This window comes from Viridibacillus sp. NPDC093762, assembly GCF_050279675.1.
Taxonomy (GTDB): Bacteria; Bacillota; Bacilli; order Bacillales_A; family Planococcaceae; genus Viridibacillus.
Genome location: NZ_JBNNUK010000016.1, coordinates 65,943 through 88,359, shown reverse-complemented (window position 1 = coordinate 88,359; position 22,417 = coordinate 65,943). Strand labels below are relative to the sequence as shown.

The 22,417-nt window shown below is 33.4% G+C and carries 21 protein-coding genes and 2 pseudogenes; 13 read left to right on the top strand and 10 right to left on the bottom strand.

From position 1 onward, the window contains the following. From ACQKM9_RS17100 to ACQKM9_RS17090, 3 genes are all read left to right on the top strand, one after another. The coding region (locus tag ACQKM9_RS17100; RefSeq protein WP_427735569.1) for a purine-nucleoside phosphorylase at nucleotides 1-522 on the top strand (522 nt) is incomplete at its 5' end. Nucleotides 523-646: 124 nt separating this feature from the next. Next, nucleotides 647-1,984: an MFS transporter gene (locus ACQKM9_RS17095; RefSeq protein WP_427735568.1), complete on the top strand. Its 1,338-nt coding sequence runs from the start codon at nucleotides 647-649 to the stop codon at nucleotides 1,982-1,984. A gap of 169 nt (nucleotides 1,985-2,153) precedes the next feature. Further along, nucleotides 2,154-2,894, top strand: a complete 741-nt coding sequence (locus tag ACQKM9_RS17090; protein ID WP_427735567.1) for a GntR family transcriptional regulator — start codon at nucleotides 2,154-2,156, stop codon at nucleotides 2,892-2,894. A 103-nt stretch (nucleotides 2,895-2,997) separates the two neighbouring features. Here ACQKM9_RS17090 and ACQKM9_RS17085 read toward each other — a convergent pair whose 3' ends face one another. Continuing rightward, nucleotides 2,998-3,366 (bottom strand): formate/nitrite transporter family protein, encoded by a 369-nt coding sequence (locus ACQKM9_RS17085; protein ID WP_427735576.1) that lies wholly within the window; start codon nucleotides 3,364-3,366, stop codon nucleotides 2,998-3,000. Nucleotides 3,367-3,592: 226 nt separating this feature from the next. After that, nucleotides 3,593-5,017 carry a DHA2 family efflux MFS transporter permease subunit gene (locus ACQKM9_RS17080; RefSeq protein ID WP_427735566.1) on the bottom strand — a complete coding sequence of 475 codons (1,425 nt, stop codon included), beginning with the start codon at nucleotides 5,015-5,017 and terminating at the stop codon, nucleotides 3,593-3,595. A 166-nt stretch (nucleotides 5,018-5,183) separates the two neighbouring features. On the opposite strand from ACQKM9_RS17080, the gene ACQKM9_RS17075 reads away from it, so the two are divergent. Then, entirely contained in the window at nucleotides 5,184-5,738 is a 555-nt protein-coding gene (locus tag ACQKM9_RS17075; protein ID WP_427735565.1) for a TetR/AcrR family transcriptional regulator, read from the top strand. 85 nt (nucleotides 5,739-5,823) lie between these two features. Here the strand turns inward: ACQKM9_RS17075 and ACQKM9_RS17070 are convergent, their stop codons facing one another. The 5 genes from ACQKM9_RS17070 to ACQKM9_RS17050 all read right to left on the bottom strand — a co-directional run bounded on the left by ACQKM9_RS17070 (nucleotide 5,824) and on the right by ACQKM9_RS17050 (nucleotide 9,548). Continuing rightward, the gene (locus ACQKM9_RS17070) at nucleotides 5,824-6,474 is read right to left on the bottom strand and encodes a hypothetical protein (RefSeq protein WP_427735563.1); all 651 of its coding nucleotides are present in this window, start codon (nucleotides 6,472-6,474) and stop codon (nucleotides 5,824-5,826) included. Between the two features lie 12 nt (nucleotides 6,475-6,486). After that, on the bottom strand, nucleotides 6,487-6,885 hold the full coding sequence (locus ACQKM9_RS17065; protein ID WP_427735562.1) for a permease prefix domain 1-containing protein: 399 nt from the start codon (nucleotides 6,883-6,885) through the stop codon (nucleotides 6,487-6,489). Further along, a complete protein-coding gene (locus tag ACQKM9_RS17060; RefSeq protein WP_427735560.1) occupies nucleotides 6,882-7,211 on the bottom strand; it encodes a PadR family transcriptional regulator in 330 nt (109 codons plus the stop codon). Before ACQKM9_RS17060 ends, ACQKM9_RS17065 begins: the two co-directional genes overlap by 4 nt. A 197-nt stretch (nucleotides 7,212-7,408) precedes the next feature. After that, complete coding sequence (locus tag ACQKM9_RS17055; RefSeq protein WP_427735559.1) at nucleotides 7,409-8,746, bottom strand: PLP-dependent aminotransferase family protein; 1,338 nt, start codon at nucleotides 8,744-8,746, stop codon at nucleotides 7,409-7,411. A gap of 217 nt (nucleotides 8,747-8,963) precedes the next feature. Then, entirely contained in the window at nucleotides 8,964-9,548 is a 585-nt protein-coding gene (locus ACQKM9_RS17050; RefSeq protein ID WP_427735558.1) for a LysE family transporter, read from the bottom strand. Between the two features lie 117 nt (nucleotides 9,549-9,665). Here ACQKM9_RS17050 and ACQKM9_RS17045 point away from each other — a divergent pair, with 117 nt between their 5' ends. Beyond that, a complete protein-coding gene (locus tag ACQKM9_RS17045; RefSeq protein ID WP_427735557.1) occupies nucleotides 9,666-10,223 on the top strand; it encodes a helix-turn-helix domain-containing protein in 558 nt (185 codons plus the stop codon). Nucleotides 10,224-10,384: 161 nt separating this feature from the next. On the opposite strand, the gene ACQKM9_RS17040 is transcribed toward ACQKM9_RS17045, so the two are convergent. Then, nucleotides 10,385-10,870, bottom strand: a complete 486-nt coding sequence (locus ACQKM9_RS17040) for a barstar family protein (RefSeq protein ID WP_427735555.1) — start codon at nucleotides 10,868-10,870, stop codon at nucleotides 10,385-10,387. Nucleotides 10,871-11,062: 192 nt separating this feature from the next. On the opposite strand from ACQKM9_RS17040, the gene ACQKM9_RS17035 reads away from it, so the two are divergent. The 3 genes from ACQKM9_RS17035 (at nucleotide 11,063) to ACQKM9_RS17025 (ending at nucleotide 12,926) form a co-directional block, all read left to right on the top strand. Continuing rightward, on the top strand, nucleotides 11,063-11,974 hold the full coding sequence (locus ACQKM9_RS17035; RefSeq protein WP_427735554.1) for a DMT family transporter: 912 nt from the start codon (nucleotides 11,063-11,065) through the stop codon (nucleotides 11,972-11,974). A gap of 343 nt (nucleotides 11,975-12,317) precedes the next feature. Further along, nucleotides 12,318-12,689 (top strand): hypothetical protein, encoded by a 372-nt coding sequence (locus ACQKM9_RS17030; protein WP_427735553.1) that lies wholly within the window; start codon nucleotides 12,318-12,320, stop codon nucleotides 12,687-12,689. 3 nt (nucleotides 12,690-12,692) lie between these two features. Next, nucleotides 12,693-12,926: a hypothetical protein gene (locus ACQKM9_RS17025; RefSeq protein ID WP_427735552.1), complete on the top strand. Its 234-nt coding sequence runs from the start codon at nucleotides 12,693-12,695 to the stop codon at nucleotides 12,924-12,926. A gap of 114 nt (nucleotides 12,927-13,040) precedes the next feature. Here the strand turns inward: ACQKM9_RS17025 and ACQKM9_RS17020 are convergent, their stop codons facing one another. Together ACQKM9_RS17020 and ACQKM9_RS17015 are read right to left on the bottom strand one after the other, a co-directional pair. Next, a complete protein-coding gene (locus ACQKM9_RS17020) occupies nucleotides 13,041-13,772 on the bottom strand; it encodes a DUF4184 family protein (RefSeq protein WP_427735551.1) in 732 nt (243 codons plus the stop codon). 253 nt (nucleotides 13,773-14,025) lie between these two features. Then, on the bottom strand, nucleotides 14,026-16,620 hold the full coding sequence (locus ACQKM9_RS17015) for an Ig-like domain-containing protein (RefSeq protein ID WP_427735550.1): 2,595 nt from the start codon (nucleotides 16,618-16,620) through the stop codon (nucleotides 14,026-14,028). Between the two features lie 412 nt (nucleotides 16,621-17,032). Here ACQKM9_RS17015 and ACQKM9_RS17010 point away from each other — a divergent pair, with 412 nt between their 5' ends. The 5 genes and pseudogenes from ACQKM9_RS17010 to ACQKM9_RS16990 all read left to right on the top strand — a co-directional run bounded on the left by ACQKM9_RS17010 (nucleotide 17,033) and on the right by ACQKM9_RS16990 (nucleotide 22,331). After that, nucleotides 17,033-17,362 carry a hypothetical protein gene (locus ACQKM9_RS17010; protein WP_427735549.1) on the top strand — a complete coding sequence of 110 codons (330 nt, stop codon included), beginning with the start codon at nucleotides 17,033-17,035 and terminating at the stop codon, nucleotides 17,360-17,362. A 599-nt stretch (nucleotides 17,363-17,961) separates the two neighbouring features. After that, nucleotides 17,962-18,120, top strand: a pseudogene (locus ACQKM9_RS17005) (IS66 family transposase); the annotation flags it as partial. A 261-nt stretch (nucleotides 18,121-18,381) separates the two neighbouring features. Beyond that, nucleotides 18,382-18,729, top strand: a pseudogene (locus ACQKM9_RS17000) (DDE-type integrase/transposase/recombinase); the annotation flags it as partial. A gap of 198 nt (nucleotides 18,730-18,927) precedes the next feature. Further along, nucleotides 18,928-19,584, top strand: coding sequence for a glycoside hydrolase family 25 protein (locus tag ACQKM9_RS16995; RefSeq protein WP_427735548.1), 657 nt, complete (start codon nucleotides 18,928-18,930; stop codon nucleotides 19,582-19,584). Nucleotides 19,585-19,745: 161 nt separating this feature from the next. Continuing rightward, nucleotides 19,746-22,331 (top strand): N-acetylmuramoyl-L-alanine amidase, encoded by a 2,586-nt coding sequence (locus tag ACQKM9_RS16990; RefSeq protein ID WP_427735547.1) that lies wholly within the window; start codon nucleotides 19,746-19,748, stop codon nucleotides 22,329-22,331. The last annotated feature ends 86 nt before the right edge of the window (nucleotides 22,332-22,417 follow it).

The following is a 22,417-nucleotide window of genomic DNA, read 5'->3' as shown; positions in this document are numbered from 1 at the left end:
GGTACAGGTATGGGAACAGCTAGCATGGGGATCTATTCATGGGAATTAATCAATGTGTTCGGCGTTAAAAACTTAATCCGTATTGGATCAGCTGGCTCAATTCAAGATAACCTGAACTTGTATGATATCGTGTTTGCAATGGGATCTGCGACAGATTCTAATTACGCGCACCAATTTAATCTACCAGGTCATTACTCAATTACTGCATCATATGAACTACTTGAAAAAGCTAAGAAGGTAGCTGATGAAAAAGGATATCCTGTTCGCGTAGGGAATGTTCTTTCTAGTGATGTCTTTTACAATGCTGATCCAACAGCAATGGAAAGATGGAGTAAAATGGGCATTTTATGCGCAGAAATGGAGTCTGCTGCACTTTACATGAATGCTGCACAAGCAGGTGTAAATGCCCTTTGTATCTTAACAATTAGTGACCATATCTTTAAACATGAGCAAACAACACAATTAGAAAGACAAACAGCTTTTACTAAAATGATGGAAATTGCATTAGAACTTGCTGAATAAATAAACGGTATTAACAATTAAAGTCTGTGGAAAGGAAGTTGTCTAATTTTCCTCAACCCACAGAATATTTCATCGTCAAAAAAATCTAAAAAATATTAAATATTTCGAGAAGGAGAGCGTTAAAATGGAAGCAATAAATAAAAATGCATCAGAAAATCAAAATTTTAATGCAAAAAAAGCCGTACCGGTTATTCTGGTTTTCTTCCTTTTTGCATTGATTATTGATAACTCGTTTAAACTCGTATCTGTAGACATCGCAAAAGACCTTGGGATTTCAGCAACTACAGTCAGTTGGCAAGCAACATTAGCTGGTCTAGTAATTGGTATTGGGGCAGTAGTTTACGCTTCGTTAGCAGACTCAATTAATATCCGTACGCTCTTAAGTGCAGGTATTATTTTTATCTGTGTCGGATCGATAATTGGATATCTATTTAAAGACAATTTTGCAATGATTCTTTTTGGACGAATTATTCAAACAGCTGGTTTAGCATCTGCGGAAACATTGTATGTAATTTATGTTACAAAACACTTACCTAAAGATGAACAAAAAAAATTCTTAGGATTGAGTACAAGTAGTTATGCAATGTCATTGTTAATTGGTTCTTTAACAGGTGGATTTATTTCTACTTACTTCCACTGGACAACTTTATTCTTAATTGCTTTATTATCAATCGCTATTCTTCCATTCATCTTGAAGTTATTACCTAAGGAAGAGTCTAGAAAGGTTAATGTTGACGTAATTGGATTATTCTTAATCGCAGCAATTGCTACAACAGTTATGTTATATATATCAGACTTTAACTGGCTATACCTAATTGGTTTTGCGGTTGCATTGGGTCTATTCTTAACCTACATCAGTAAGAGCTCAAAAGCATTAATTGATGTGACTTTCTTCAAGAACCAACGTTTCATTCGTACGCTACCAATTGTATTTGTTATTTACTCAGTACAATTAGGTTATATTTTCGTGTTCCCATTCTTTTTAGAAAGAATATATGATTTAAAACTAGATATGATTTCACTGTTACTAATCCCAGGATATGTGATATCAGTTATTATTGGTGCCCTTTCTGGAAAGATTGGTAATGTTTTAAGCAGTAAACAAGCAACGCTAATCGCATTATGTGGTATCGCAGTTGCACTGTTCATTCCAGGATTATTTACTGAAAGCTCTGTTGTTATTTATGTACTTTCTATGGTTATATTCTCAGGTTCATTTGCCTTGATGTATGCACCTTTACTTGATACTTGTATTAGTTCGATTCCTAAAGAAAAATCAGGTACAGCAATTGGTTTCTACAACTTAACAATAAATGTAGCTGGTTCTATCGGTATGTCTTACACAGCTGCAATGCTTGATAAAACCAACATTTCAACTATTTTAATTGCACTTACAGTTATTGTAGTAGTTGCCCTTGGATTATACTGGATGCTATTAGGGAAAATTTTAAAAGCAAATTAAGTTAGATCTTGTAATTGAATGTGTCACAGCTAAAACTGTGACACATTTTTTTCTAAATTTTTGAGGAATACAACGATATAATAAGCTTTAAATAAATGTTATAATACATATTAGAGGGAATAATTAGAAGATGCTCCATGATTTGAAAATAGTATAGGTGTGTGAAAAGATGGAATTCAAAATCGCAAACATGCAAGATAGGAAAAAACCGTTGTATATTACTGTGTATGATGAATTGTACAAGCTAATTATGAAGGGTACGTTTTTGCCAGAAAGCAAATTGCCAGCCGAGCCCGAATTAGCAAAAATGTTCAAAGTCAGTAGAATGACATTAAGGCAGTCTCTTTCTCTTTTACAAGATGATGGATTGGTGAAAAGGGTACACGGTAAAGGGAATTACATTACAAAGATTTCAACGAATTATCCGAAAATTGGCTTAGAGAAAATAGGGAATCCCATATATAAATCTCATACGAAACAAATTGATGATGTTGAAATGAGTTTTAGAATTGATTTGGATAGTGAATATACTCAGCAAGTATTATGTAGGAAATCTGCAGCAGTTGTTGCATTTGAGCGTTGGTATAAGAGTGAAGGGGAAGTTGTAGCTTATTCCTTTACTTTTATGGCAATTGAAGCAATATCCGAATTGAACTTAGATTTACAAGATAACGATCAATTATTAGAGATGCTTGAAACCCGAATTTATGAGCTTGCAAATAGAGCGACGATTGACATAAAGCGTTCCAGTTCTGTTCATACCGCATCACAGAAACATAAAGTAGTTGGTGGAGAAAACTGTGATTTATTGTTAGAGAGCGTTTTTATTCATGAGGAATATCCATTAGTATATAATAAATACTATATACCTAAAGAATTTAGTCATTTAAGAATAAATGCTGTAAAGTAGAATTTGTATTTGTTCCTACGTCAAGTTAGCCGCAGTACACATGTAGTAAAATTTGAATAAGAAAATGATAAGCCTCTGTAAGTAACTTAAAGAGGCTATTTTTTTATTCATCATCTTCCATAAAGGGTTTGTTTACATAATAGTACATGGAGGCCATAAACAATGTTTCTCCGATAAGATTTCCGATTGTGACAGGAATAATATTATGAACAATTCCAGCTATGGTAACTGCATCTGGATGTTGAGTTGCAATTGAAATAGAAAAGGTAACTAAATTGGCAATGCTATGTTCATATCCAGAAATAAAAAAGCAAAAAACAAATAATATCATCATGGCTATTTTGGGTCCATCACCCTTAACTGAATAAGGAAGGAAAAAGGCAAGGCAAACAAGCCAATTACAAAGAACGCCACGGAAGAACAATTCAAATGATGGCACTAATGTCTTTCCCTTTGCAACACTGAATAGTATCGAAATGAGAAATCCTTCATAAATAAAATATAAAGTCTTTCATGATTAACGGTGAAGAATTATCAATCGATCTATCTTTTTAGATATTTAGAGAACTCTATCGTGATGAAATAGTTTAATCAAAAACACCCTGTTCAAAAAAATTGAACAGGGTGTTTTTTGATATAGAATAATGTCCAAATCTCAATATCTATCCTTATATACAAGAAGCGGTTTTTTTAACATTTTATTTATTTTTTGATGGCGCAAATAGGGTGAAAACTAGCGCTATAATAGCTAAAATTGTCATGAAATAATAAGCATCACTTGAGCCTAAAATGGAAGCTGCTGTTCGAATCATATCAGAACTAGCTCCTGAATTCTCCTGCCCAATTGTAAGGGCATGGTCTGCAGACTGCGCCGTATAAATCGTAATTACTACCGCAGTTCCGATTGCTCCAGCTAATTGGCGAACGGTATTATTGACCGCCGAGCCATGTGTTCCAAGTTCTTTTGGTAAAGCATTAAGTCCTGCAGTATTCAAAGGCATTGTAAGAAAACTTAAACCGATGCGAAGGAAAATTGTCCGTATCATTAAATACAAATAAGTTGTGGATTCTGTTAAATCCGTTACAGCCCACATGGAAGGGATAATAAACATTAAACCAACAATAAACAAAGGCTTTGCACCAAATCGGTCATATAATTTACCTGTAACAGGTGACATAAAAGCATTCACAAGGGCTCCTGGTAATAACAATAGACCAGCATCAAATGCTGTGAAACCTCGGCCATTCTGCAAATAAATTGGCAGTAAAATCATATCCGCATACATTATTATCGTAATTAACACGTTGATCAGAGAAGTTGCTGTAAATACTTTATTTTTAAAGACAGTTAAATTTAACAGGGGATCCTCTGAATGGATTTGTCGAATACAGAAAAAAGCTGTAATAATTAATCCTAATACTAAGGAAAGAATAACAACGATATCGCTCCAACCTTTGCTACCAGCATTACTAAAACCGTATAGAATCAAACCAAACCCAATCGTTGATAAGATAATACTGAAAACATCAAGCTTCGGCTTAGATGTTTCAGATACATTCATTAAATATTTCAATGCAAGTAAAATAACGATTACTACAAGTACAGAAAGTCCAATAAATAACCAACGCCAAGAATAGTATTCAATGACAAAACCTGATAACGTCGGTGCAATCGCAGGCGCGAAAATTATGGCTAATCCTAATAGGCCCATGATACTGCCGCGTTTTTCAACTGGGAAAATAATTAATACGACTCCCATCATTAGAGGCATTATTATCCCTGCACCTGCAGCCTGGATCATACGTCCAGCTAAAAGCACGCCAAAGCTTGGTGCTGAAGCACAGATAATGGAACCAATTAATAAAAGTAGCATTGCGCTCAAAAATAATTGACGAGTCGTAAAACGTTTCATTAAATAAGCAGTTGTTGGTACTAAAACACCATTCACGAGCATAAAGCCCGTTGCAAGCCATTGTACCGTTGTGGCCGAAACCTTAAAAATATCCATTAAACTACTTAAGGCAACATTTAATAAAGTCTGATTCAATGTTGATAAAAAGCAACCAAGAATTAAAACCGTTAATAATATTCCTTTATTGATTTCTTTATTCGTTTGTAGCATTTATGAAATCCTCTCTTCATTGCTTAATTGACACATAGTCGATAAAATAAATGATAACAGTATTAAAATAAGTTGCCTATTCACACTATTAATGAATTTGTCGACTAAACAACGAAATGATAATTTTTGTTGATTAAATAAATGATAATCGATAAAGAGGGATAAAATGTCTATACAAAAAAAACAAGATCCACGGGCATTGCGCTCTAAAAAAATGTTGAAAGATGCGGTGTTTTCGTTACTTTCCGAAAATCAGGATGTTGCACAACTGACTGTACAAAAAATTACAAATCGTGCGGAGCTCAATCGTGCCACATTTTATTTGCATTATGAGGATATTAACGATCTGTTACGTCAAATTGTACAAGAAATCTTCGACGAACTGTCGTCGAAAACTGAACCATTACTCCAAATGAAGAATTTAGATAAGCAGGAATATTTGTTAGGATTTTTAGATTTTATATATGAATATCGGAAGATTTTTGCTGTATTTATAGAGCGCACCGAGTTTAAAAACAAATTATTTGAATTTTTGAAAAACGTAATACATATGCGACGGAGTGAAAGAAACATTGCCACTACAGAGAATACTGTAGCTTTGGAGATCATTGCAGCATCTCTTTTAGGAATTATTAATTGGTGGATAAAGGATGGAATTCAATATAGTTCAGAATATGTTGCTAAACAAATTACCTCAATGTACAAAAAGAAGCCGTTATAAGTGAAATACAATAATAAACAGTATATACAAAAAGGCGCCAAGTAAATTGGCGCCTTTTTAGCATACAGATTGTGATAGTCAATAATTAATGTTCATTAATATCTTTGTATATTTTCCTTTTATAAACATAAAAGTACATGCTAAGTGGCCACCACATCACTAAAAAGATTGGGTAAATAGCCCATATTGTTCCAGGGGAGGAGACAAAATTTACTGTTATGAAAAAGATACTAATTAGTATGCTTGCGTAAATAGAAAACGCTACGAAAGTTCTTTTCTTAGCATGATATAAAGCTAATGGCCACCACATTATTAAGAAAGCAGGGTAAATAGCCCATGGATATTGTGGTGAGAGTATAATGTTTAGAATTGAATAATAGATGATCGTGGTTGCACAGAATATAATTGAGATTTTTATAGATTTAGCTTTATCTCCTAAAAACATGAGGATAGGCCAACATAAAATTGGATAAACAGCGTACAAAAACCATAAATGATTTGGTGAATATAAATAATTTTCAATCATAAGGAAGGAAATCAACATAATACTACAGAAAATCGAATGTTGTTTGTACATTTTCTTAGACATGAAGTAAAGGGTAATTGGCCACAGTATAAGAAGTAAACTAGGATATATAAACCAGATATCATGTGGTGATGTTATATAATTGGTGATTCCTAAAAATAGAATAGTCATCATGCTTCCAGCTGCTGCAAAGCTAATGTAATTTTTCATTTTCTATTTACCTCATTTCTTACGTGACCATACGAAGTACATTGATAGAGGCCACCATAAAATAGCGAAGATTGGATAGATTGCCCAAATTGTATTTGGGGTATAGTACAGGTTGATAAAAATAAAAAAGACAATTATTAAACCACTTCCCCAAAAGGAAAACTCTAAATTTAATCTAGCCATGTTTTTCTTGGCAGGCTGCTTCACACCCAATTCTTTTTTTAATTCTTCAATATCTCCAAATTCAACTATGGCTTTATTAATTGCATCTTCTTCTTCTTTTCCATGTTCCATTAAATAGAACACTTTTTCTTCGAGGTTTTGTATAATTTCTTGCTTAACCATCTCTGTTTCTTTATTGCTAGGAATGTCTTTAAATAATTCATCAATATGATTTTTCAATTTCTTCATTCTAAACCCTCCATAAACAAGTTGATAATTTCCTTCACTTCAGTCCATTCGTATACAAGCTCTTTTAGATATGCCTTTCCTAAAGTGGTAATACGGTAATACTTTCTTTTTCCTCCATGGGAGACATCCCCATAATATGCTTCAATCAGTTCTTTTTTCTCTAATCGTTGAAACACGGCGTATAAAGTTGCTTCTTTAATTTGAAAACGATTATTTGTACGTAAACTAATTTCCTGAGATATTTCGTAACCATATCGATCTTTCTCTAGAATCAGACGTAAAATAATTGAATCCAAGTGTCCACGAATGATATCGCTTCTAACCATAATTCACCTGCTTAGATATTATTGTTCTACCTGATAGAGTAATGTTAGCAAAAAAGTACTCTATCTGTCAAAGTAATTTTAAAAAAACAATTTTTGTAGATGATTTCTATACTAGGAGTACTATATAAACAGGTTTTTTAACTGCGTATTATACAAAAAAACTGAAACAAAACCATGAAGGTATTGTTTCAGTATCGCTAAAAGTAGTTATCCAGATTGTTTAATGTATAAGCAATTTCTTTAATCCCATCATCAATTTTCTCATCTTCTATCGTTGATACATTGATTTTTAAAATACGCTCACGATAAAAGTCGGCTAAATAGTTATCGTCAATTGGGTTAAACAAAATTTGTTTGTGGCTTAAATATTGAATTATTCGATTCAAATCTACTTTTTTGGGGAAGATGATATGGCTATGCATGCATATTTCTGAAGAAGCTGGACACATAGGTAAATGTGTTTTTATCGAGTGTTGAAGAATTTTCCCGCGTTTATGATAGTTTTCATGTACTTGTGCACGATACCTTTCAAACATTCCACTTTTTAAATAAAGCTCAAGTGCAGCTTGTGAAATCATAGAGCTGTCAATATCGGTCGTGTTTTTATGTTGTTGAAAAATGTTGATTAATACATTCGGTAAAATGGCAAATCCAATGCGTAGTCCAGGAAACATGATTTTAGAAAAGCTTTTTAAATAGATGACCCTGTCATGAGTATCCATTGCGAACATTGGATCACGTTTGGATTTGTACTCAAAATCAGCTAAAAAGTCATCTTCAACAATATAGACATCATACTGGTTGGCCAAATGAAGAATCGCTTCTTTCTCCTTTTTACTATAAGAAGTACCTAAAGGGTTATGGAAACGTGGCATTGTGTAGAAAAACTTAATCTCATTCTTACGGAAGAGCTGTTCTAGTTCTGTTAAATCAATGCCATTTGTAGAGCGTTTTATACCGATAACAGGCAGATTGTATGTTTTTAGAAAATCCATATATAAATGATAGCTTGGTTGTTCTACTAGTATAGTTTTGCGGTTGTTAGGGAAGGGCATAAGGCTAAGCAAGGACAGTGCTTGTTGTACACCTGAAGTAATAAAGATATTGCTGTTATCTGTAAATACTTGATACGATTCTAATAATTTCTTTGCCTCTGAGATTAATGAGGGTAATCCTTTAGCTGTACCATATTTAAATAAATCTGTTTGATATGTATCAATGGCTTTGTTCATGCAATGCTGAAAATCTTGATATGGAAATGCATGCCATGTTGGTGATGAAGTGGCGAAATCCATTATATTAGTTGAAGTTGGTTTTTGTGCAATTTGATGGTCTACGACGTAATAGCCGCTTTTCGGAATAGCATAAATTAAATGATGGTCTTCAAGTTTTTGTAATGCTGTGAGAATAGTACTTTTACTGCAAGAAAACTGTTGTGCTAATTGGCGAATTGACGGTAACTTTGCACCAGATGGCAAGTCAGCATTATGTATCCTTGCGCAAAGATCATGATAAATTGATTCATATTTGAGCATGTTGTACCTCCTTGCATATTTGAACTTAACGAACAAAAAAGTTTTGAAATATATTAAAGTTATCAAAAATTGAAGAAGTAATATTGAAATTCCGCATTGTTTGTACGGTAGTTGAATATCTCTCGAATTTGAATAAACATGTAGTTAGCCTCTACCCCAAAAAAGCGACCGAATGAAATCGCTTATATATATGAAAACATATCATTCTACTAATATTCTATTTGATAAGAATTGAAAAAGCACTATATGCCAATAAAACTGCCATAGCTATATTATATTGTTGCCTGTATTGTAATAAGTGCTTTTGAAAAATCGAACCAAATAAACTCCAACTAAATGTACTCATTACACCGACCATTCCTAAAAATAATGAGAAAAGAAAGTAGCTGAAATACGAATTGTAATAAGGGATTATGAAAGTTGATACTACTGTAATGCCAAAAAGAATACCTTTTGGGTTAACAAATTGTAACAAGATACCTATGAAAAAACCGTTACTATTACCTTCATTATTTCCACCGTTAAGACCCTTATTAGTAAGGATTTTATAAGCCAAATATAACATATAAGCTACACCAAAAATCGTCAAAGGAAGTTCAATTATTGGCAAAGCACTTAAAAGGATGTTATTTAAAAAAGTACACATTAATGTGATGACAAAAAATCCAACACCTACTCCTAAACAAAACTTAAGGGTGTTTTTATAACCATGTTTATTCGAAAATGCCATTGCCATGATATTATTGGGACCTGGAGTGAAACTGGAAATAAAAACAAATAATAAAAATGAAAATATAGGCAATTAGGGACCTCCTTTTAAATTTGTGTGTTATAATGTTCGAAATAACCAATATAACGACTGTATGCTTTTTATTATACATAAAGGTCGTTATATTGTACATGAAATAGGAGTGAGTTTATGGAAGAAATACAACTTATTCTTGCAAAGAATTTAAAAGCAATCAGAGAGAAGGAAAAATTAAGTTTGGAAAAGGTCTCTCAACTAAGTGGAGTAAGTAAAACGATGATAGGACAAATAGAAAGAGGAGAATCAAGTCCAACTCTAACAACTATTTGGAAAATAGCTAATGGATTAAAGATATCCTTTACTTCACTAATAAATAATCCTCAACCAGATACTAAAGTTGTTTTAAAAAGTGAAATTCAAGTATTGTCTGAAGACAATGGACGTTATAGAGTCTATCCCTCATTTCCTTTCCAAGAGGATAGACGCTTTGAAGTTTACTCGGTTGAAATAGAACAAGAAGGGGCATTAAGCTCTGATTCTCATAGAGAGGGAACTGAGGAATTTATCACAGTTTTTGATGGAGAAGTAACGATAAGTGTAAGTGACAGTAGTTATATTTTAAAAAGTGGTGACTCAATCAGATTTAAGGCTGATAGACCTCACACATATTGTAATTCGGGGGACACTTTAACACGATTGAGTATGACGATTTATTATCCAACAACCTAACTAAGCTTTTTCAACAGAGCTTTAGTAAAGTAGACGTAACAACTTATTAGTATTTTTTCAAAATATTAGTTTTGAAAACTTTTTTGATAAATAATATTGTTGATATTTGATTAATAAAAAAAAGGACCAATTTAAATGGTCCTTTTTTAATTGAATATGTGTCACAGTTCTCTATTTTTTTCGAGCCACTCATCACTATTCCATTCGGGAGACATCCCGCCTACCGGTGGCATAGAGAAATTCCCATCATTTGATTGAACAAATCCCAGTAAAACGTTACCTTCAATAAGGTTTCTCCAAGCATTTAATTGGATAATATCTAAAATATCATAGGCAATGTCAGGATACCTATTCGTGAAAACATCATAATTTTTAAAAGTTAAAATAAAACCTGTTTTCTTAGGTACTATGTCTGATAAACAATCATTAAAAGCATTTAAATTTTCACCATAGTAATCAGGGAAATGAAGAGTACTTGCAAGCTCTTCGTGAAAATTTTTCTCATTCCAAAGGATGCAATCAAAACTATATATTTCAAAACCATCACGTTCTAATTGTTTTAAATTCCGCTCCAAAATCTTTGTATCCCAAAACAAAATAATACTGCCATTTTGTATAAGTTCACGCCATTTCTCCAGTTTACCCACTATTTTGCACCTACCAATTTCAATTTTTCTTCTTGGACTATCCGGTCTATGTTACTAAAAATTATTGTAGAATACTTTTTTGGTTAATTCAATCTGTATCGGTACAGATGTGTTTTTTTGTAGTCGTATAAATATGTGTTTTTTAATACGATAGTTGTACCGGCCGGACTAATCGAAAAGAGGTAATATCGTATGAAAGAAATGAAAAAAGCATATATCGCAGCAATTATATATGCCCTTATAATTGGACTTTCCTTTATGTTTGTCAAAATTGCACTAACGGTGGCAAGTCCATTAGATACACTGGCACATCGTTTTACAGTTGCATGGATTGTAGCAACGATTTTTCTGTTATTTAGTAAAAATAAATTACAAATTGGATGGAAGGATTTGCAGAGAATACTTCCTTTAGCATTACTTTATCCTATTTTATTTTTTGCTTTCCAAGTGTTTGGTCTAGCGCGTACTTCTTCTTCAGAAGCAGGCATTATTCAAGCTACCATTCCGATCTTTACATTACTGTTAGCTAGTTTAATCTTGAAAGAAAAAACTTCATTTAAACAGCTAATATGCGTTAGCTTATCAGTACTTGGGGTCATCTTTATTTTCATGATGAACGGGGTAGGGACAGCTAAGGTTAGCTTCATTGGAAGTGGATTTATCTTGTTATCAGCCATTACATCAGCACTTTATAATGTATTTGCAAGAAAGTTAACGCAACAGTATTCATTGTTTACTTTAACGTATATAATGACACTTTTTGGATTTATAGGTTTTAACGGAATAGCCATTAGTATGAATGTTATCAATGGTACTACGAAACAATTCTTCAAACCAATTATGCATTTAGATTTTGTTTTAGCCATTGTTTATTTAGGTATTCTTTCTTCACTTATTACTTCGTTTTTATCAAATTATGCCTTATCCAAAATGGCTGCATCTAAAATGAGTGTTTTCAGTAATGTTGCGACGCTCATTACGATTTTAGCGGGAGTTCTTTTTCTACAAGAGGAATTTCACTATTATCATTTAGTAGGAGCATTAGTGATCATAATGGGAGTCATAGGGACGAATTATTTTGGGAGAGTGGTAAAAAAGGATTGAGGTTAAAAAAGTGTATAGTAGGAGACATATGACCAGTACTAATAATTCAAACCTCAATCGGCTTCGTTGATATCAAAAAACTGTAAACTTTATCAATTATGTATCAATAACCTACTGATATAAAAATTTATAAAAAACAAGGTGGAAAATTGTAATTTCTTATTGAGCAGCGATATTATGTCGCTGCTCTTTTATATTCCAATCATTTTATACATATGATATCAACTATTGAAGCATAGTCTAATATGAGTAATTATCAATATTTCAATTATCTACAAAAAAATATGATGACATTAGCTTTTATGCCTTTGTTTAAAATACGTTTGAAAAAAGGGGAGTTTTATTGAAACGGAAAATGATAAATACCATCGTTTTCTTTTGCTTATCAATCATGTTATTCGGATGTGCTAGTGATGAAGAGCGTATTGATGTGTCATTTGAATTATCAAATGATATTAAAATAAATGTAACTCAAGTAGCAATAGATTATCTTATCAAAAATAATTGTGGAACTTCAGAAACAATCCAAGTTGGTACAGCCAGTATTACAGACTATTTAGTCGATGCATCGGATGAAATTTCTGATCCAAAAGATATTGGGCAAGTTGTATATAAAGTAACTTTCAAAAACAACTCATATGCCGTTACTGGTTTACCAGAAGTTTTGATTAACCAAGATAACAATCGTGTAGTTGGGTTTGTAGTAGGGAAATGAGCTATGTATATTACAATTAAATGTGTAATTGAGTTAAAACGTCTTGTAGAGGATGTTAACATGCTATCTACTTTAAAAGGCTTTAATATTACGGAAGATGCTTTAGAAGGACTTACAAATGATGCGATTGAACAAAAACGTATTCTAGCTAGAAGTCCACTATCATTGCTAAAAGAAGATATTTTAGCGATTTATAAATTAGCATTTGAAGGTGTTATTGTAGAGAAACAAAAGTAGTTTCAAAAGAACGGATAGATTATTAAAGAGCTTATTAGATTTAATGTTAAAAAGATGACTTCGGCTATCCGCCTGAGTCATCTTTTTTAAAAAGTATTTATATGGGAACGTTTCCTATTTTCTATACTTAAAATAGATCGAAACTATTAATAAGCTTAAGAAAGATGAATCTATTACTCGAACAACTAGAGTACCATAATTCTTGAAAGAAACATTATTCAGTATGTTCCACATTAAAAATAGGGCAAGTGTAGAAATGAAGATAAGTGTCCAATAACTAAGTTTGTGACGAACACTAATAAGTACGATTAAGTCACTTTTATTTAAATACGATTTTATAATAAATAAACCACTTATTAAAATTAATCCGAATAGTGTACTTGTATGTTGTATTACTTTGAAAATTGGAAAACTAAAACCATTAAAATTAATAGAATTAGTGAGCAAGGGAATCCTTGCTACCATGAATCCACTAATATGAGTAAATGAATCCCAAAGTACATGTGTTAGCATCCCAAATAGAGTCGAATAGATCCAAACAATGGGTTTGAATTTGTAATCAGTAACAATGTTTCTAGTATGAAATCCTTGTAAGAACTTAGGTAGATGAGTAGAAAAAGTTTGATGGATAAATAAGTGATATACAAGATAAACTACCAAAGCGAGAGGTAAATTAAAGTAGAAAAAACCTAAAAGGGTATGACCAATATCACCATATGGTCTACCTCTTAAAAAATATTCAAAATCTGGAGCCATACTTCCTATTACCATTGCTGAAAAATTAATATATTTATTATTCCTATAAAAGGGTAGTACAGCTGCTGGGTGAGCAAAAGTCAAAGGCATAAAATAAACACTTCCTATAAGATAATCAAGACCAAATCGTATCATGAATAACAAGTGAAGTATATTACTAATATTAGGAAGCAGGAATAGTTAAGTAGTTTTTCTATGGAAATAAGAGTTGCTAGAAAAAGCTTTGTAAATTATGAAAATTGTAAGTTTTATATCTAACTATCACAGTTCTTAAACAATAAGTAATCTCCACTAATAGAAGCAAGAAAAAAGGAAGTAATATATATCACTTCCTTTTTATGCGTTATTTTATTGTAAATTTCTTCACTTTACTTTTATTACCTACTTTATCTTTTGCATAGATCGATAATGTAGTGCCTACTTTTTGGCGAGGTATTTGTACACGTACATAGCCTGATTTTTTCGCTGTGGTTTTCTTCACTAACTTTTTGCCGTTATAAATGTATACTGTTGCACTGCTTTCAGATTTTACATTTATCATAGATGCCGATGTAATCGATATATTTGATACTGGGGGTGGCGTAGTATCCTTCACAATAATCGTTTTCATTTTACTTGTTTGCCCAAGTGGGTTTTTAGCATAAAATGTTACTTTTGCACCTGCTTTTTGTCGAGGAATGTAAAACTTGAATGTACCATCATCAGATGTCCATGTTACCATTGCTTTTTTACCAGGTATTTTTAAGACGAAATCTACATATGGTTCTGCTGTACCAGAAATCATTACATCCGCATCTCCAAGAGTATGAACTACTGGAGTTTTCGGTGCTTGTTTGTAAATATTAGAAACGGTATATTTATAGGTCTTTTTAAAGCCTGCATAATCTTCTGCAACGACTTTGTACGTGCCATTTTTTGTAGCAGTAAAAGTAGCAGTGCTAGATTTTAATATTGACCCATCTGGTAATGTAAGTTTTTTTATACCTACATTATCAGTTGCATTAATTGTTAATGTGACATTCTTTTTAGTTGGTTTTGTTGTGTTTGGTTTAACTGTAAGTGTTGGAGGTGCATTATCAATGTCGTTGACACAGATTTCTTCAGTTCGTACATTACCGAATAAATCTTCAACCTCTACAAAATAGCTCCCGTTTTTACTTACTGTAAATGTTGCTTTGTCACTGTTTACAACCTTATCATTCGGCAATGTAATCGAACGAATACCAATATTGTCTATAGCCTGAATGAAGACGGTGACGGTATTTAGATTTTTATCATAGCTAGTCGTTGTAGTTGTGATTTTTGGTAATTCATGATCTACAACAGTTATACTTTTCAATGAATAGGTGTCAGATAGATTACCAGAGTTTTTGCTACGTGCATCTACTTTAATAGTATAACTGTCTGAACGTGTAGGTTGCCAAATGAAGTTACGAGAACTGCTAAATGGTTGAACAACTGTATAATAACCTGATGTTGCAACCGAAAATTGATATTCGATGTTGCTTCCTTGTGCGGCAGATGCTGTGAAAATATATTTAGCAGGTGCAGCATCATCGTTCACTGATAAAGTTAGGCCTGATGTTGGTAATGCTTTTGTAGTGAAATGGTAGCTAGTAGTAGTGTCTTGTGTTGCACCTTGATAGCCTACTACTGCACCATCAGTAATGGTAAGTGTGTAATCAGTGAAATATTTCAGTTCTTTAGGTTGAACTGTTACGACATTCTTATTTACAGTGACAGTGTGTGGTACTTCTCCACTGGCATCTTTAAGTGTAATCTTGTCAGGATTGATTTCAGATATTTTTTGGTTGAAGTACATTTTAAAAGTGCTGTTTAGTGGTAAATATTTGGCACCGTCTTGCAAATTCTCAATAATAGTATTGTTATAGCTATTTTTAGCTTCAAATGTTGACTTTGTAATTGACATGGGATTGGATTGAAGATTTTCATTATAGAGAATGGAGTATTTAGCCTTGCCATCTTCTATGATTGCAATTAGTCCATCATTTACGAACACTTTTTTTACTCGCTTCGTACCATAAAGCGTATATAGGAAATCATTTGTATCATAAGCGTAAACATCAATCCCTGATGATCGACTTGCGGCAAATGTTAATTGGTCATTAAAGGCGAAATCGTCGTAACGTTCATCAAAGCCAAGTTTATATGTCATATCACCAGACTTGACTGATGTTAAACTATACGCAGTTCCTAGATTATATAGGCTTAATCCATCAGGAGTTAAATTTGATGTTTGATTTATTGCATAATCCCCATGATAAGGTGAGTCATAGCTTGCTGTAATAATCCCGTGATTTATTTCTTTCGCGTAGATATCAGTGGGTGTGATACCTTTAGAAATTGTATAAAGTTTCGATAATTCTTCATTGTAGACCACAGTCGATTGTTCATAAATAGCTGTGTTTTTTGTATTTTCCACACGCTGTTTTGTAGCTAAATTATATACGAGCATGTTATTATGTTGCCCTGAACCTGGGGTTATGTATAAATAGTTATCTTTATCTACTGCAATATCATATGGATCCGTTTCAACATCCAGGATATAATCAATTGTAAAATCGTTTGTCTTAATAGCGGCAATTGCTCCGGTATTTGGACTTCCTGTAGAATCTGTATGACTTTGTTTCATCTGTGTTACATAAAGTATACCGTTTCGTAATGTTAATCGTTCCGCTGCATAAGGGAGATTCAGCGACTTTATTTGCCCAGTTTTATAATAGTGTGCATAAATTGTTTTACTCCCCAAATCTGTCATGTAAAGAATATCATGATCTTTATCTAGTTCTGTATCAAAGGGTGTAAAATTAAGCTGTGTTACTTTTTCAGCTGCTTTAGCTTCATTATCTAGAGAAAACGTAAATATACATAATAGCCCTAAAAATGATAATAGAATAACTTTAGTAAAATATTTCAAATAATCTCTCCTCCATTTCACTTTGAAAATTATAACATTTAATAAGTAGAATTCCTTATAAATTATCAATTTATTATCATTTTATTTAAAAGATATGAAATCGACCTTAACACAAACAAAACAATATCACGTTCATTGTCATTCACAACAGAAGGCAAAGTATCGAAAATTATCGATAAAGTAACAGTGAAAAAAGCTACAACGACATAATGTTATGACAAAAGTGGTAACTAAGTTGGTATACCTAGAAATGGAAAATCCTCCAATGTTATAAAAAACTAAGACTCATTATTAATTTGCAAAAGGTGGTTATATAAAAGTAAGTAAAAAAAATAACTTCACAGGGCGTTAAATATCGTAAAATGAAGAGGATGCAATTTATCTAAATAAAGATATAATCGGGGGACTTATTATGACTGAAGAAAAAAGTTTTGATATCAATGCTCAAAAAGTGAAATTAGCTGAAACAATGCTATCAGTATCCACTTTTAGTATTTCGGAAGAAACTGTGGAGTGGTTGAAAACACAAGTTCAATTAACTTCTACAAATGAGATGGAGCTCACTGTTTTTCCTAAAGGAGATTATGGTTGGTTTATCCCTTTATTTGAAAATATCACGGAAGACAAAGATTTACCAAAAGACTTATTGTATTTCATTGGTTATGCAGAAGGAAAAAACTGTACATGGCTTCTGTTTGAACCAGTATCAGAAATCACGTCAAGGGTAGTACGTTACGAATAGTAACAGATTACTAGAATATAGGGATAATCCAAATTGGTGGCATTAAGTAGGTACCTCTTTTATATTTAGTGGAAAAGAAGTGGAACGCTGTTTCTATGGAAAAATGGAGGAAAGACATTCATCGTATACATAATAGTAAGAAGGCGCTTCAATTCAAGTTGCTTGAAAGACATATAAAAAAGAGTGGAACGCCTATGCATTCGCAATAAAAATAATTCACATTTCATGTATAAAAAAGGGTAAATTAGCACAGTATAATAAAGTAATTGTCTAATCCATCAATCAGCAAAGCAGTTAGTACTTTAACACGTCCGTGTGTCAAAATGCTTTTTGATTTAAGTACAATTGAGCCGTAACATATGATGTATTTTACTCCTGGTAAAAGGGCAGCCGGCTAACAAGCTATCGTTGCCTTTTTATTTTGAAAGCACATAGAGTTCTTTGGGCTGAAGATGACGACTAATTTGAAAAAGAACTTATTCGTGCGATTAAACAAAGTTCAGAGGTATTAGGAATAAAAAAATTAAAAGAACGTATTGTAGAAACTCAAAAGCGTTTCAAAAGTCATCCCACTTTTGAAACGTTTTTCTCTTTCTACAATAGCCGCGTTTCTGTGGAACGGTAGGATTGAAGTCGATAATAACCCGGCTGAAAATGCGATTCGTCCAAATGTGATCGGTCGTAAGAACTGGCTTTTCTCTGTTAATGAAGCAGGCGCTAAAGCGAATGCCATCTGTTTAAGTTTGGCTGAAACGGCATCGATTTCTACCAATACATAGTGACGTTAATGACAGGATTGCCAAATTTACCGATTCATCAGCAGCCAGAGATTTTAAATAATTAAATGCCTTGGTCGAAAAAAATCCAAGCCATATGTGCAAAATAGCCATCTATCCGAAAAAAATAGGATAGATGGCTATTTGTCGTGTGTACCGAAAAGGTGCGCTTTTCTATATTTCGGGCTTACTTAACTCAACTTTTCCACTAAGAATAAAAGATAAACAGTGCAGCCAATTGCTTTTTTAAAAGCCTTGTCTGTTTGCCATTCTACAACACCACGTGTCGTTACGATTGATAAAAACCCAGCATACCCTTTAGCGATTGAACAGTTGGAAGAGTAAAAGAGATGTCTGAAGGCGTCAAAATTAGGCGAATACGGTACCTTAACAATATTGCAGAACAATATCATCGTTTCATTAAGAAACGTGTGCGTTCTTTGTTGAGTTTTAATTCGTATGAAACACACTTCTATATTTAGTGGCATTGAAGCGATACATATGATGGAAAAAGGACAACTTCACCAACTGGTGAAGTCTGTTCAAAAAGAAATCAAATTCATATATAAGTTGTTTGGAATTACATCATAATCCATCATTGAACAGTCGATATGTCTCTATCATGTAATCAAAAGTTAAGAAATTCAAAAAACAATAATAATAATACAAAAACTGGGCAAACTAACTCAGATTTCACTGAAAAGGTCATTTAGTTTTTGAAGAAATGAAGTCATGATTAGAAGAAATAGTTTGGTTTGATAAAAAATAGTAGAAGGTAAGGTGAAAATAGTGCAATCACGAAATCTGAATAATATACAAGGGCTTGATGTTTCGCAACATCAAGGAAATATTAATTGGACTTCGGTATATGAATCAGGAAAGTCTTTTGCTTTTATCAAAGCAACTGAAGGGGCAACTCATAAAGATACTAAATTCGATTTCAATTATTCGGAGGCCAAAAATGCCGGACTTTATGTTGGTGCTTATCATTTTGCATATCCAGAATCATTAGATGACCCTATTTTAGAGGCAGATCATTTTGTTGATATTGTAACAAAAGCTGGAGGATGTGAAGATAATATATCTTTACCACCCGTACTTGATCTTGAAACAAATCAGGGTGGGTTGAGTAAGGATCAACTTTCTGAATGGGCAACAATCTGGATGGAATGTGTTATGGAAAAAATTGGTGTAAAACCTATTTTATACACATATCTAGATTTTGGTCGAAATAATCTTAATGAATTACTTGGGGAATTTCCATTATGGTATGCGCGTTATAATGTCCAACAACCAGAAGATTTTGCAGGATGGAGAGAATGGAAATTTTTACAATTTACTAATAGTGGACATGTATCTGGAATTGCAGGAAATGTAGATTTAAATGAATTTGATGGGACTATAGACCAATTAGAACAATTTAGAGCTGATAGTATGCTTTGGTAAATACCTTCGATAGTTGTTGGTTCTAGAAATTTGCATGGGGTATACATCTTATATTCTATATCAAACAATATCTAAAAGTAATTTTCTGAAAAAAGAATAAATTGTTTAATTGAATGAAAAATATGGAAGTTAATTAAGGGGTTTTCAGGAGGGATAAATCTATGGTGTTAAAAGATGAATTAGGAGTAGCAATGTCGGGAGTCAAGTGGGATATTGGTAATTTTAAACTATGGCAAAGCACAAGAGACGATATCATTTTATTTACACCTAAACAGCCTGTTTTAGCAAAAGGAGCGAATGGTCGATATCAAATTGGTGTGAGTAGCTATCGTCAGCAAACCGAAGGTACTTATAAAATAACGGGCGGGACAGCCATTTTTACAATCACTTCTGCTATACAATATGACGAACAGGAAATGGCAAATTTGAAAGAACAATGGAGATCAGTTGTCGTTGGTTCTGGAGACGCTCTAACTGACAACCCAAAATTTGTACCTCTCAATATTCGAAAAGGAGAGGCACAAGTATTAATTAATGAAGTATCAGGGGTTCAGGATAAAGCCCATAATGATAAAGAAGTAGGAACACCTGGTGGTACTAACTCTTTCTTAATAAAACTTACTGAACTAGGGGCACAAGAATGGACACAGGGAATTAAAAATAAAACAGCTATCCCAGCAGGGGTTAAATTTATGTATGAATATTTGCAATTGCTGCCTACGGTTGGTGCCACTGTAAAGTTACATGCTCAACGAGTTTTTGAACATATTTCAGCAGCTCTCAAGGTTAGTTATGACGGTTGGTTCTATGGAGGAAGTGCACAAATAGACGCTGTCTGGGAGAAGATGACACGTGAAGGGGTAATAGAAATTATTTTCGAGGGTACAGCATCTCCTGAAGTGGAAGCATTACGTGCACAATTGGTTACCGCCTTCTCAACACAGGCACAACAGGAATGGTTTAAAACTCTATTTGAACCAAAGCCGGATGTAAAGCCAGCGGAGGCAGGGAATACCAGCGGTTGGTTTGGAGGGGCAAATTTTGCTTTTAAATATAAAAAAGCAACAGAAATGATAGATCTTGAATATAAATTGAAGTTTGAAGGATGGACATGGCTTAAAGCTAGTATGGACGTTGATTTGGTTACATTGTTTAAAGATCTTGATGAAAGTTATGTAACCGAAGTAAATACACAACAATCCTTTCCAATATCAGTTGTTGTCGATTCTGATGAGATTCTTGAAAATGTACCAATGTCTATATCTGCTTCGGAGGGATTAATTCCCGCCGCACCTGTTTTTCAAAAAGTAGGAGGCACTAACACATTTATTTGTACTAGTCTGAATCCAGCAAATGTCATTGTGAATTACAGAGCCCAAATAAATTATGCAAATTCAAAATGGCCAATTATTGAAAAAACTGGTAGTAAAAAAGAAAGTGAAGGTGGAAACCAAATCGTTATTAAACCATCTGCATGGGTTGGTCGTCATAAGATTTTTATGTTTGTGCGTGAAGGAGATAAAATTGTTAGTCCTGATAAACTAAGTAAAGATGATTATATCGTGGTAAATGTTTCATATCAAGGGCCTCATTTATCGGAAACGTTGACAGAATCAGGAAAAATAACACCTTTGGAAATACTTGAATTTTCTTATCCATTGGACCCCAACGGACAAAAGGGACAAGCAAAATTTAGCGCTTTTGGTGTAATTGGTGGAAGTTTAGTTAGGGGAAATGAACAACCAATTAGTTTTGATGAAGAAGCAGTATTTATTTTAGCAGATAAAAATGGAATTCAATTAGTTTCAAAGGCTACTGTTCTCGGTGAGGGAGGAAGAGGAGGTTTACCTGAACGGTTAGTGAATAGATTTTCAGGTCGCAATCCAGGCACAATAATAGGAGAATCAACTCGTCCAAATAACCCAACAAGTAATCAAATTGTTGGTTATATTCAGGAAATAGAGTATGGGAAAGAATTGACTTTCCTCATTAAAGATGAGGATGGAACCATAAAACGAATAGGCTTACATGATAAAAAAATGGCAGAAGTGTTGAAAAATGCTTGTTCCAAAAAGGTTAGGGTAATACTAGACTCATCTGGAAAATTTGCCGAGAAGATTTCAATTCTTCTCTCATCTGATGATACAAAAAATGATAAAACGCATAGCATTGAGGGACCCATTCCTGTGAAAGATATAGTGGGTGAAAATGAAAGGTCAGGGGCCGATTATCCGTTGACCTCAAGATATGTTCCAGCTAAATATTACAAGGAGTCATCTTTACGTACTATTAATCGTATAGTCATCCATATAACAGATGGCGGTTCTAACATAGATGGAACCGTTGGCTGGTTTCAAAACCCTGTAAGACCAGATGGCACAGGTTTACCAGTAAGCGCTCATTATGTTGTAGGTCAAGATGGAGAAGTTGTACAAATGGTTAAAAATAAGGATATTGCTTATCATGCAAGTAGCGCAAATCCAGACAGTATCGGTATAGAGCATGTTGCACGTGCTCCTGGAGCGTTTGGTGCAAGTGACGGAGGTCTATCACCTACTGCTATTCAATACGCTAGTTCTGCTGCACTAGTTCGATGGTTATGTGAAGAGTATCAAATCCCAATGGAAAGGGATTATATTCTTGGCCACTCTGAAGCAGACCCGAATACATCCCATGTTCAATGTCCAAATGCTGTATGGGATTGGGATTATTTTATGGAGATGGTTACGACTGGAATGTCTTTATGAGATATAGCAAAATTTCACATGAAGTGGTGAAGTCGATCTTACCTAGTTTTGTTTAGTTTTAATCATTAGTGGGGGTATAATATTCT